This is a genomic window from Leptothoe sp. PORK10 BA2 (assembly GCF_034932105.1).
Taxonomy (GTDB): Bacteria; Cyanobacteriota; Cyanobacteriia; order Phormidesmidales; family Phormidesmidaceae; genus Leptothoe.
On sequence record NZ_JAYGIG010000023.1, the window covers coordinates 13962 to 26045 of the forward strand.

Annotated in this window: 8 protein-coding genes; 7 read left to right on the forward strand and 1 reads right to left on the reverse strand. The window is 51.5% G+C overall.

The window, feature by feature from the left end:
* Nucleotides 1–416: 416 nt before the first annotated feature.
* Genes VB741_RS08345 through VB741_RS08355 form a run of 3 tightly spaced genes read left to right on the forward strand, consistent with a single transcriptional unit; the run spans nt 417 to nt 4620 of the window.
* Entirely contained in the window at nt 417–1835 is a 1419-nt protein-coding gene (locus VB741_RS08345) for a GAF domain-containing protein (RefSeq protein ID WP_323364703.1), read from the forward strand.
* 2 nt (nt 1836–1837) lie between these two features.
* Nucleotides 1838–2287, forward strand: a complete 450-nt coding sequence (locus VB741_RS08350; RefSeq protein WP_323364704.1) for a response regulator — start codon at nt 1838–1840, stop codon at nt 2285–2287.
* 14 nt (nt 2288–2301) lie between these two features.
* Entirely contained in the window at nt 2302–4620 is a 2319-nt protein-coding gene (locus tag VB741_RS08355; RefSeq protein ID WP_323364705.1) for a hybrid sensor histidine kinase/response regulator, read from the forward strand.
* A 199-nt stretch (nt 4621–4819) separates the two neighbouring features.
* Here the strand turns inward: VB741_RS08355 and VB741_RS08360 are convergent, their stop codons facing one another.
* The gene (locus VB741_RS08360; protein WP_323364706.1) at nt 4820–6244 is read right to left on the reverse strand and encodes a calcium-binding protein; all 1425 of its coding nucleotides are present in this window, start codon (nt 6242–6244) and stop codon (nt 4820–4822) included.
* A gap of 456 nt (nt 6245–6700) precedes the next feature.
* On the opposite strand from VB741_RS08360, the gene VB741_RS08365 reads away from it, so the two are divergent.
* The 4 genes from VB741_RS08365 to VB741_RS08380 all read left to right on the forward strand — a co-directional run bounded on the left by VB741_RS08365 (nt 6701) and on the right by VB741_RS08380 (nt 12056).
* Complete coding sequence (locus VB741_RS08365) at nt 6701–7594, forward strand: hypothetical protein (RefSeq protein ID WP_323364707.1); 894 nt, start codon at nt 6701–6703, stop codon at nt 7592–7594.
* A 310-nt stretch (nt 7595–7904) separates the two neighbouring features.
* Complete coding sequence (locus VB741_RS08370) at nt 7905–8834, forward strand: DUF1822 family protein (protein ID WP_323364708.1); 930 nt, start codon at nt 7905–7907, stop codon at nt 8832–8834.
* Nucleotides 8835–8838: 4 nt separating this feature from the next.
* A complete protein-coding gene (locus VB741_RS08375) occupies nt 8839–11196 on the forward strand; it encodes a CHASE2 domain-containing protein (protein WP_323364709.1) in 2358 nt (785 codons plus the stop codon).
* A 104-nt stretch (nt 11197–11300) separates the two neighbouring features.
* Nucleotides 11301–12056, forward strand: coding sequence for a DUF928 domain-containing protein (locus VB741_RS08380; RefSeq protein WP_323364710.1), 756 nt, complete (start codon nt 11301–11303; stop codon nt 12054–12056).
* Nucleotides 12057–12084 lie beyond the last annotated feature (28 nt).

Sequence of the window (12084 nt, forward strand, 5' to 3'; positions counted from 1 at the left end):
ACGACTGGGAACGGTAGAACTAAGCGATCAATGTCTGATTTTTCTCTGGAAAGTTCCCTATTTTTTATGAACCCTACGGCATGACCAAAGCCAAAGTCTTCACAAACTTCACCCATGCCCCGTGTAACCGTCCCACAGACAATGTTCTCTCTGTATTCACCATGACGAGGGCAACAGGGCTATGCTCACCGCCGCCAATACAAGACCAGGGAAAAAGACACCCTAGAGAAAATATTCGACATTTTTTGAATAGTGTTTGAGTAAACGTGTTGTTAGTAACATTTACCTGCGCCCATTGGCATGGCCTGATAATACGCCCATTAACGATCCTGAACCCTGAGGACAGTTCCTCGATCTGCTAAAGTGACTGTTCAGGCAAGCATTTAGCGACTTCAAGCACAAGCGAGCTGAGCGTTATGAATCCAAATCTATTGGCCAGATTACGCAGTATTTGTCACGATGAAGCTGAGTTGGAGCAGATCCAAGCACTCTTAAGTGAAGAATTTCAAGCGTTGGAACTGCAGGTTCATCACGCTCATTGTCAAATTGATCAGCAGCAAACGTTATTCCGACTGATTACTCGGCTCCGGGAACCCCTGGATCTAGAAAGCATTTTTAAATTGACTGCGGCTGAAGTCCGACAACTTCTGTCGGCAGATCGGGTGGGGATGTTTCGTTTCCATCCCGATACGGGCTGGAATGATGGGGAATTTGTGTCTGAGGATGTGGACCCTGAATTTGATTCTGCGATCGCAAAAAAAATCCACGATCACTGCTTTGGCGATCAGTTTGCCAGCCATTACCAGGAAGGTCAAATCCAGAACGTCACAGATATTCATGATGCCGGGTTGAGCGATTGTCACATCCAGATCCTGGCCCAATTCCAGGTACGGGCAAATCTAGTGGTGCCCCTGTTGCAAGGTCGTCACCTGTGGGGGTTGCTCTGCATTCATCAATGCCGCGCTCCGCGCCAGTGGCAGGAAACAGAAATCGAGTTCGTCCGACAGATTGCGAGTCACCTGGCGGTTGCCCTCCAGCATGCGGAACTATGGGCAGACCTACAAGCAGAAGTGGTCGAACGCCAGCAGGCTGAGCAACGGGCCCAAGAGCTAAACCGAGGATTGCAACAAGCCATTATAGAACTGAAGGCGGTCAATCAAGAACTGGAAGCCTTTAGCTATTCCGTTTCCCATGACTTGCGGGCCCCCTTACGCAGCATTGATGGCTTTAGCCAGGCCCTGCTAGAAGACTGCCTAGAAAACTTAGACGAAAACGGCCAAAACTACTTACACCGAATTCGCTCGGCCACCCAGCGCATGGGAGCATTGATCGATGATTTGATCACCCTATCCCGCGTGACCCGCAACGATATGCACAAAGGAGCGGTTAACCTGAGCCAATTAGCCCATCGCATTTGCCGGGATTTACAACAAGCGTCTCCAGAACGGCAAGTAGCGTGGGAGATCCACCCGGAAATGGTGGCCTATGGGGACCGCCCCCTGCTACAGGTAATGTTGGATAATTTGTTGAATAATGCCTGGAAATATACCTCTAAGCAGCCCCACCCTGAAATTGAGTTTGGGGTAATTATTCAGGAGAATGGTATGACAGCTTACTTTGTGCGCGATAATGGAGTGGGTTTTGATATTTCCTTTGTCGATAAATTATTTCACCCTTTTCAGCGATTGCACGGTATGCATGAATTTTCTGGCAATGGCATCGGTCTAGCCACTGTGCAACGCATTATCCATCGCCATGGGGGACAGGTGTGGGCTGAAGGAATATTAGAGCAAGGGGCCACCTTCTACTTCACGTTGCCAGAAGAGGACGTTTAAGCATGAGCGGACAGGTTGATCATAAAGTCATTCTCTTGGTAGAGGATAATCCCGATGATGAGGCTTTAACCATCCGTGCCCTCAATCGCAACCATATTGGCAATCAGGTGGTCGTGGCCCATGATGGCGTCGAAGCGCTCGATTATCTTTTTGCCACCGGACTGTATGCGAACCGAGATACCAGCCTCAAGCCCGCTGTGATTTTACTGGATCTCAAGCTGCCCCGTCTGAACGGTTTGGAAGTGTTACGCCGCTTACGAGGGAATGACCTGACAAAACTTTTGCCCGTGGTGATCTTAACCACGTCCAACGAAGAGCAAGATTTACTCGATAGTTATAACCTGGGATGTAATAGTTACATTCGCAAACCAGTCGATTTTCTCCAGTTTTCCGAAGCCATCCGGCAGCTGGGGATGTACTGGTTACTGATGAATCAATCCCCGCCGACTTAGGAAGGTAATTGCCTGTGACTGCCCATCTGCGTGTTCTGGTTGTAGAGGATGTAGAAGACGACTTGCTTTTGACGTTGCGGGCGCTACGTCGTGGTGGCTACACCCTGGATTACCTCCGGGTAGAAACGCCAGAGGAAATGCAATCGGCCCTTGATCACCAAGATTGGCACTTGGTAATTGCTGATTACACCTTACCTAAATTTAGTGCCATAGCGGCGTTAAAACTGTTGCAGGCTCACCAGCAGGATCTTCCTTTTATCATTGTTTCCGGCACCATTGGTGAAGAGACAGCAGTTGCTGCCATGAAAGCAGGGGCCCATGACTACATTCTCAAAGGGAATCTTGCCCGGTTAGTGCCTGCCGTTGAGCGAGAATTAAGGGAAGCGGAAGAACGACAAAAACGACAGCAAGCAGAACAGGCTTTGCGGGAAAGCGAAGCCGCGCTGCGACAAAGCCAGCACCAATATCAATCCCTAGCAGAAACCTCCCCCGTTGGCATTTTTCGGACGGATACCCAGGGAAATTATGTGTATGTGAATCGGCAATGGTGTGACATGACCGGGCTGACATTTGAGCAAGCCCGCCAAACAGAGAGTCTTACCCACGCCTTACATCCAGACGACCGTGACCATGTAGTGCAGGCTTGGCAAGCCGCCCTGAAAAAAGGACTGCCGTTTCGGTTAGAGTATCGATTTCAACGTCCCAATGGCACGATTACTTGGGTCTTTGGGCAGGCAGTGCCGGAGCGCAGTAATGATGCAGATGTCTTGGGGTATGTAGGGACTATTACTGATATTAGCGATCGCAAATTCGCCCAGCACCAAGTCCGAGAACAAGCCGCACTTTTAGATGTGACCACCGATGCCATTCTGGTACGAGGCATGAATGGCATTATATCATTTTGGAATAAAGGGGCTGAAACCCTCTATGGTTGGTCTGCAGAGGAAGCCCTCGGCCAAGATGCCGATCAGTTGTTGTATGCAGATGAACCCGATGATGAAGAAATTTACCAATCTTTGATGCGCGAAGGCAGTTGGAAGGGTGAGCGCAAACAAGTGACACAGACGGGGCAAGCCATCACAGTCATGAGTCGATGGACGTTAGTCACCGATGAGCAAGGCCAGCCCAATGCAATTTTGACCGTCAATACCGATATCACCCAGGCCAAGCAATTAGAATCTCGCTTTTTGCGCGCTCAACGATTAGAGAGCATTGGCATCCTTGCCAGCGGGATTGCCCACGATCTCAACAATATTTTGACGCCCATCTATGGTGTGGCCGATCTCTTGCCATTACAGTTACCTGATGTGGACGAAGTCATCCAAAATGAGTTCGAAATCTTGAAAAACAGCGCCAAACGAGGGTCTCAGATCATTAACCAGATGCTCTTGTTTGCCAAAGGCGTAGAGGGTGACCGGTCGCTCCTATCCATCAGATATTTAATTAAAGAAATCAGGAGCTTTGTCCACAATACATTTCCAAAATCCATCGAGATTGCGGTGGATTTGCCTAAAAATATCGATTCTGTAAAAGGTGATGAGACCCAACTCCACCAAGTGTTTATGAATCTCTTTGTCAATGCCCGTGATGCCATGCCCGATGGTGGAAAATTAACCATATCGGCGATGAATCTACAGCTTGATCGGGCTTTTGTCTCCAGTCATCTAAATGTAGAAGCAGGCCCCTATGTTGTTGTCACGGTTGCCGATACCGGCACTGGCATACCGTCGGATAAACTAGCTTACATTTTCGATCCGTTCTTTAGTACAAAACAGGCCCATGGAGGGACTGGATTGGGGCTATCCACGGTTCATGGCATCATTCAAAGTCACGGTGGATTTATCACCGTCGATACCGAGGTCGGCCAGGGCACTCAATTTAGGGTGTACTTGCCCGCCATTGAAGCAGAAGAGATAGTTGAGGCAGAAGTCCTTTCGTTTCCCCTGAGCAAAGGAGACGGAGTCTTAGTCGTAGATGATGAAGCCCCCATTCGTGAAATTGCCCAAAGAATTTTAGAAAGTCATAACTATAAGGTGATAGTAGCAACGGATGGGATAGATGCCATCGCCCAATATACTAAGCATCAAAGCGACATCAAGGTTGTTTTGATGGATATGACGATGCCTTCCTTAGGGGGGGCAAAGGCGATCCAAGTTATGCAAAGAATTAACCCTGAAGTAAAGGTGATTGCGGTCAGTGGTTTACCCAGTAATGAGAAAATTGCATTATCCCTGGGGGAAAACGTTAAAGCCTTTCTCCCCAAACCTTATAATGCGACTGACTTGCTAAGCACTATCCCTACTGTACTTCAGCCTGACTCCACAGTCGGTTAAACCTAGGCTATTCGTGCCCAGGGACCGATTGACCAACGAATACCTAGGTCCATGCGGTGGACGATTTTGTTACTCAATAGTTAATAGTTAGTGAAGCATAGGAAAAGCCGATCGGGTAAACCGATCGGCTTGCACAGTCAATTAGAATGGATCAACTCAGTCAGCTAATTTATTGACAACTGAGCCGACTAAATGATGATTAAACAAACTGGAAGTCTGCTCCTAGAACAACGTTAGTGGTGTCTTGGACAACACCAATCAAGTCGCTCTTGTAGTAGATGGCCGTGTCATTAGCAGCGGTTCCACCGAAGTTCAAGGTCTTGTTGAGGGAGTAGTCGCCAATGCCACCACTCACCTGGAATTTGTCACCTTCGGCATGGTAGAAGTCCTTAATGGTGGCATAGCCTGCACCGAGGTAGAAGGCCTGGGAAGAATCTCCTAAAATAAAGGTATCTGCTCCATCGCTGACTCCCTGGACTCCAGGTGTTGAGGTGCTGAAGTCACCGGACAGAATATCGTATTCGCCTGTGGTGCCGCCGTAGCCGTTGAGACGGTCGTTGCCGCTGCCACCGACGAGGGTATCTGTCCCAGCTGCGCCCAAGATGTAGTCATTACCTGCATAACCAGAGAGGTAGTTGTCGCCTGCGTTACCCGTAATGCTGTTGCTGAGGCTGTTGCCGTAGCCATTGATGTTGCCAGCCCCAGTCAGGATCAGTCGCTCAACGTTGGCACTGAGGGCCTCGGTAATCGATGCTCTAACCGTGTCATAGCCAGCCCCGGCGGATTCGTTAACGGTATCGCCAACATTCTCGACGTAGTAGGTGTCGTTGCCGGTGCCACCATGCATAGAATCAGCGCCCGTACCGCCGTTCATGATGTCGTTGCCTGCGTAGCCGTACATAAAGTCATTGCCTGCGGCCCCCCAGAGGTAGTTGTTACCGCTGTTGCCGGAGATGCTGTTGTTCAGCGCATTTCCGTAGCCGTAGTTATTGCCAGTCCCGGTTAGAATCAAGCGCTCAACATTGGTGCTCAGGATTTCTGAGATCGAGGATCTAACGGTATCGTAGCCAGCCCCGGCGGATTCGTTAACGGTATCGCCCACATTCTCGACGTAGTAGGTGTCGTTGCCGGTGCCACCATACATGGCATCAGCACCCGTACCACCGTTCATGGTGTCGTTGCCTGCGTAGCCGTACATAAAGTCATTGCCTGCGGCCCCCCAGAGGTAGTTGTTACCGCTGTTGCCGGAGATGCTGTTGCCCAGTGAATTTCCGTAGCCGTAATTATTGCCAGTCCCTGTTAAAATCAATCGCTCAACATTGGCGCTTAAGATTTCTGAGATGGAGGAATAAACGGTGTCGTAGCCAGCCCCGGCGGATTCGTTAACGGTATCGCCTACATTGTCGACAATGTAGGTGTCGTTACCAGTACCACCGTACATGGCGTCAGCACCGGTGCCGCCGTTGAGGTAATCATTGCCTGCGAAGCCATACATTCTGTCGTTGCCTGCGTAGCCGTACATAAAGTCATTGGCATTGGTGCCATACAGACTGGGACGATAGATGAAGGGAAAACCGTTGGTGGTGCTGTTGTCGTTGTAATTGCTGCCGTAAACGTTAGCCATGTCTTTTTTCTCCGGGTCAACTAAAGAGTGATTATCAAGTGGTTGGAAGTAGTAGCCATGTTGTGTTGGCTGTTTTCCGTCCGTTCAGTGGTCACTCATGGAGCTAAGCCTGGTTTTATGCAAAAAAATGATTTTTTTTGAAACGGGATGATAGCTAACGGCTACAGCCTTTGTTGTGAAAGGCTTAATGGATTTTTTAAAATAGTGCTTAATGGCTTTAATACTGGAGTTCCAGGATATGGATCATGGGTGTTGCGGATCCTGAGGATGATTTAGCCTAAAAAAACTGGCCCAGGGCCTTTTTGATCGATGGCTGCATCGTGTAAATCAGCAACGGCGAAAATTTATTGCATTTTGCATAAAAAATGATCGATTTTAATGAGTTGGGGGGAAAGGGGTCGATAATCTTGAGGACATCTATATGAATATGCCAATCAAACTTCGTCAATATCGCTTATGGAATCGCATTTTAATCAGCTTATTCTGACTCTTCAGGGTCAATCATCTGAGATGGATGAGGATACCTGTTCTGAGCTAGTGGATATGATGATGCGATCGCGAAAAGTAGGTCGTCCCCCCCGAGGTCAACCCCTCGCAGGGATTTATAAGGAAATTTGCGATCGCATCCGCCACCAGCTCACCCAGCTACTCCAGGACTGCATCGCCAAAGGACTGCTCCAGCCTGACCCCACCTGGGGTTATCAGCTACGCACCCAAGCCACCCAGGAGGCCCTAACCGACCCGCTGCTCAAGGGCCTTGCCCTCGAAGCCCAAAGCCAGCCTCACCCCAGTAGCCTGCGGCAGCATGCCCTACTGCAGCTGGTGGAGGCCATCCGCGCTTGTGGTCGCCTAGCTCGGCCACATCGAGCCAAGTTCACCCCATCGTTTTACACCCTGTTGTACGAGGAGGCCGTCAACCGCACCCTGGTGTACGTTTGTCAAAAGATTGACACCTATGACCCCCATCGGGGCCAGTCCCAAAAGTTCATGAACTGGGTGAATTTTCGTTTGGACCGCATGGTGATTGAGTGCCGTCGTCAATTTAGCGATCGCAATGCCCAAGAACTACCCAACCTGAACGATCTAGAACGGCTATCCCAGCCAGAACCTCCATCCTCCCTGGCCAATGATGTCCGAGACTACATCGCCAATGACCCGGAGGATCTGTTCAAATCCACCCACATTCGCAAGCGTCCCGATGCCAACTTTCAGACCATTGCCCTAGCCCGATTTGCCAATCAAAGCTGGGAGGAGATTTCCACCCAGTTGGAGATCAAAATCCCCACCCTGAGTAGTTTCTTTCAACGCTGTTGTGATAAATTTTCTGACCGGTTCCAAGAGCTGATTTAACGTTTTCTAAGCCCTGGTTTTTATTGTCTACTTTGGTGGGCGCGTTCTACAAATTTTCAATCTTTTCTGTGCGGTTTTGGTGGGCGATGCCCACTCTACAAATTTTCAATCTTTTTCGTGCGGTTTTGGTGGGCGATGCCCACCCTACAATCTTTCAATCTTTTCTCTGCGGTTTTGGTGGGCGATGCCCACCCTACAAACAAATTTTCAATCTTTTCCTTTTGATTTTGGTGGCGGTACCCACCCTCCGGGATTTACCCCTTTTCCCCTTTTCCCCTTCCTTCCCACTGTTCAGCAAAAGAGACCGGCCATGACCTTATCCCTGACTGACTTTACGGTTCCCCTTACCTTAGAACCACACCACCAAGCGGAACAATTTCGGAAACATCAGACATCTGCCCAAAAGGGTAAACAAGTTTATCTCAATACTCTGGCGATTTATGCCACTCAGTTTTACCTGGAATGCCTAGGCTATGAGCTGGATGTAGCCGCCAGTGATGGTTTAAACCCGGTGCAGCAGATGTTGCTGGGCACAGCGGCCCTGGCGGTAAAAGGCTATGGTCAGTTGGAATGTTGCCCCATGGTGGATGGAGAAATGGAGTTTGCGATCGCACCCGAACTGCACCAAGACCGCATCGGCTATGTCGCTGTCCATCTGGACCCCAGCCTCCGCACCGCCACAATGCTAGGATTTGTGACCGAGGCCGCCGACCGAGTCACCCTCTCCCAACTGCAACCCATGGCAAATCTTACCGGGCTACTCACCCCCAGTTTGGCGCAACAGGCAAACGAACAGCTGACCCAGCTCAGTGACTGGCTACAAGATCGGGCCGACGACACTTGGCAAGCATTAGATAACTTTATCAACCCTGCCACCGTTGCCTTTAGAAGCCAAACCACCGAGCCCACCGAAACCACCGAGCCCACCCCCACAAACATCATTGCCCGCAGCAAACGCATTAGCCTCAACGACCATGACATCACCCTGGCCGTTGGCCTCCTACCCCTGGCGGACAACCAAACCGAAATCCAGGTCCAGGTGTACTCCGGGCAGGCCCAAACCTATCTCCCCCCCCAGTTGCGCCTGGTGGTCCAAGATGCCGACAATCTAGACGTGATGCAAGCCGAGGCCCGAGCCACGGAAGCCATCCAGCTAAAATTTACCGGCACCCCCGGCGAACAATTCAGCCTCAAACTGGCCCTCCAAAACGCCAGCATCGCCGAGAGGTTTGTCATCTAAACCCATGGCAGAGAAACTCGTCACCCTAAAACTAGAAGGAGATTGGGAAACTAACGGCTTCCACGTTCTCCTAGAAATTGGCCAAGACGGCGCGCGCCCCGATATCGAAGCCATTGGCACCCTCCCCCCCAATCCGGCCCTGCTCCAACAGCTGCAGGATTGGCAACAGAGCTATCGTTTACTCGATGCCCCATCTCGCATTAAGCCCTTAGAAATCACCTACGTGGGGTCGCTGCACACGGTGGAAACCTGCCATCAGGAGGCCGAAAAACTCGGTAATCAACTCAAATCCTGGCTGCGGTCCGCCCCCTTTATGCCCATCGATCAACCCCTGCGGGAAGAACTCAGCCCAACGGATACCGTGCGCCTGGTGATTCGCACCACCAATCCTCACCTACAGCATTTGCCCTGGCATCTGTGGGATCTGATCGACCGCTATCCCCAGATTGAGCTGGCCTTGGGTACCCCCACCCTCAAACGCCTAGCAGAACGACCCGTCCATCACTCAACGGTCAAGATTCTGGCCATTTTAGGCGACAGCAGTGGCATTGATACCGTCGCCGACCGCCAGCTCCTAGCCTCCATCCCCGGTGCCGAGGTGACATTCCTCGTCGAACCCCAGCGCCAACAGATTACCGATCAACTGTGGGAACAACCCTGGGATTTACTTTTCTTTGCCGGTCATGGCCGCACCGAAGCCGGAGCAGGCAAGATTTTCATTAACCCCCAGGAAAGTCTCACCCTAGAAGAACTGAAATACGGTCTCCGGGAGGCCGTTCGCCAGGGCCTACAGCTAGCAATTTTCAACGCCTGTGATGGCCTCGGTTTAGCCAACGCCTTAGCGCCCCTAGGATTACCCCAAATGATCCTCATGCGAGAGCCCATCCCCGACCAGGTGGCCCAAACCTTCCTAAAATACTTTTTAGACGCCTATGTGACCGGCGAATCTCTATACCTAGCCGCTCGACAGGCTCGAGAACGACTCCAGGGTCTGGAAGACCGCTTCCCCTGCGCCAGTTGGCTACCGATCATTTTTCAAGTCAATCCGGTGCTGCCCCTGCGGTGGTCCCAGCTCACGGTGACCACCGCAGGGGCCAATCCATCGACTCGCTCCGCCCTCAGACCGTTACTCAAACCATCGGTGGGCGGCCACCTCCCCCTCAAAACCCTACTCACCCTCAGCGCCGTCGTCACGGCCAGTGTCGGCATCCTACGCTGGACCGGCGTGCTCCAGCGTCCAGAGTTAGCCGCCTACGACCAGCTCATGCGCCAGCAGCCTGCCCAAACCGTGACCCAGCGAGTGTTGATCGTTGAAGCGACGACGGAAGATGTCAATACCTACGGCTATCCCCTACCGGATCAGGTGTTGGCCCAGGCCATAGACCAGCTCAGTCCCCACCAGCCACGGGTGATTGGTCTAGATATCTTTCGCCCGGAGGCCACACCGTCCAATCCCCTAGGACAACGCTTCCAGGAAAATAATGTAGTCGCCCTGTGCAGCTTTGGCCAGGCCGGGGGGGGTAACCAAGCTGGGATTGCCCCTCCTCCGGAATTACCTGAAGAACAGGTGGGGTTTAGTAATGTGGTGATTGATCCGGATGGCATTCTCCGACGCCAGCTACTCTTTGCCCAACCAGACACCACCAGTTCCTGTACCAGTCGCACCTCCCTAGCCATGCTCACGACCCTACATTACTTAGATGTCCAGGGCATTCAGCTAGAAAATCTAGACCACCAGCGTCTGCGACTCGGGGCGGCCACCCTCGCCCCCATGGGCACCCGCAGTGGAGGCTATCAACACATTGATGATCGAGGGTTTCAGATACTGTTGCGGTATACCCATGCACCGGTGGCCCAGCGCATTACCCTGTCTGAATTAATCGGTGGGGAGGGGGACCTAGAAGACTTGACTGACCATGTCGTCCTCATGGGTATGAGTGCGCCCACATCCAACCCAACAGATTATTTTCTAACCCCCATGGGGACGACGCAATGGACCCAAACGAAAGTACCTGGCAAAGTACCTGGCATTGATATCCATGCCCAGACCATTAATCATCTTTTAGCCGCTGCCTTGGATGAGCAAGCTTTGTTAAAAACTATGCCTGCTATGGTCGACTGGCTATGGATTGCAGGATGGACGTTGATCGGCTGCGGACTAACGGTTAAACGACGGCCCTGGATTCTGTGGCTCTTGGGTTTGGGCATAGGGACGTTGGCACTGTATGGCATTAGTTTTTGGCTATTTACCATCGGGCTGTGGGTGCCCCTAGTGCCCGGTGCCCTGGCTTTAGTGGGGGCCGCTGGCGGGGCCGCTGTCATCCCCCAGGGACAAAAGACGAGCCCCCAAAAAGCAGACTAAAAACTACGACAAAAGCCCCACACCCCAAGCAAAGCCAATGCCAATTCCTGAAAGCTCACTGAAACCATCGTAGTTACAACTTATACGAAGAGGGAATCTATCCTATGTCTCGACTATCGTATTTAACTAATAAATACCTGATTAGCTCTGTCACTGCCCTCATCACGGCCCTCAGTGCGTTACTGACCATGGGGTTACCAGGGCTGGCCCTACAGTACAATCCACCCAACCGGGGAGCCCCCTCAAATACCTGGGATGCAGGCAGCCGCACAGGTCCCTGTGGCGATCTCACAGCGGTCCAGCCCACGGAAACTAACTGGGGGGAAACCCTCAGGTCGCACCCCACCTTTGGTATCTATGTATCTGAACCCGCCACCAACCTGACCTTTGAACTCAAGCATGAGGGCTCCCAAGAGATCCTTCACCGGGTAACGTTTGAGCAATTAGACGGACCAGGCATGAGTCTCTATACCTTGCCAGACTCAGCGCCAGCCCTAGAACCTGACCAGCATTACCGCTGGCAGGTCAGTCTTGAGTGCGAACAATTTAACACCGTCCATATTCAATACAACGATTCCCGAGCAGCGGGCGGCATGATCATACGTCGGGTGGCTAGCGACGAACTGCAGGCTCATTTAGCCACCACCACCGACGCCGATAAACCAGCCCTATTAGGGGCCAATGGCTTTTGGTATGACATGGTCCATACCCTGTTGATACAGCAAGTCCAACAGCCAGAAACAGAACAGTGGACCGATGCCTGGCAACGTGTTTTATTGCACCCCATGGTACAGCTCAATACCCTGATGGAGGCCACAGTTGTGGATGCCTGTTTAGTCCCTAAACCACTGTCAGAGTGAAGGAGGCTTTAATTTTAAATTCTAATCT

What these genes read in the sequence shown, in the direction of transcription:
- VB741_RS08345 (WP_323364703.1), top strand. Translation starts at nt 417, where the DNA reads ATGAATCCAAATCTATTGGCCAGATTACGCAGTATTTGTCACGATGAA.
- VB741_RS08350 (WP_323364704.1), top strand. Translation starts at nt 1,838, where the DNA reads ATGAGCGGACAGGTTGATCATAAAGTCATTCTCTTGGTAGAGGATAAT.
- VB741_RS08360 (WP_323364706.1), bottom strand. Translation starts at nt 6,244, where the DNA reads ATGGCTAACGTTTACGGCAGCAATTACAACGACAACAGCACCACCAAC.
- VB741_RS08365 (WP_323364707.1), top strand. Translation starts at nt 6,701, where the DNA reads ATGGAATCGCATTTTAATCAGCTTATTCTGACTCTTCAGGGTCAATCA.
- VB741_RS08370 (WP_323364708.1), top strand. Translation starts at nt 7,905, where the DNA reads ATGACCTTATCCCTGACTGACTTTACGGTTCCCCTTACCTTAGAACCA.
- VB741_RS08375 (WP_323364709.1), top strand. Translation starts at nt 8,839, where the DNA reads ATGGCAGAGAAACTCGTCACCCTAAAACTAGAAGGAGATTGGGAAACT.
- VB741_RS08380 (WP_323364710.1), top strand. Translation starts at nt 11,301, where the DNA reads ATGTCTCGACTATCGTATTTAACTAATAAATACCTGATTAGCTCTGTC.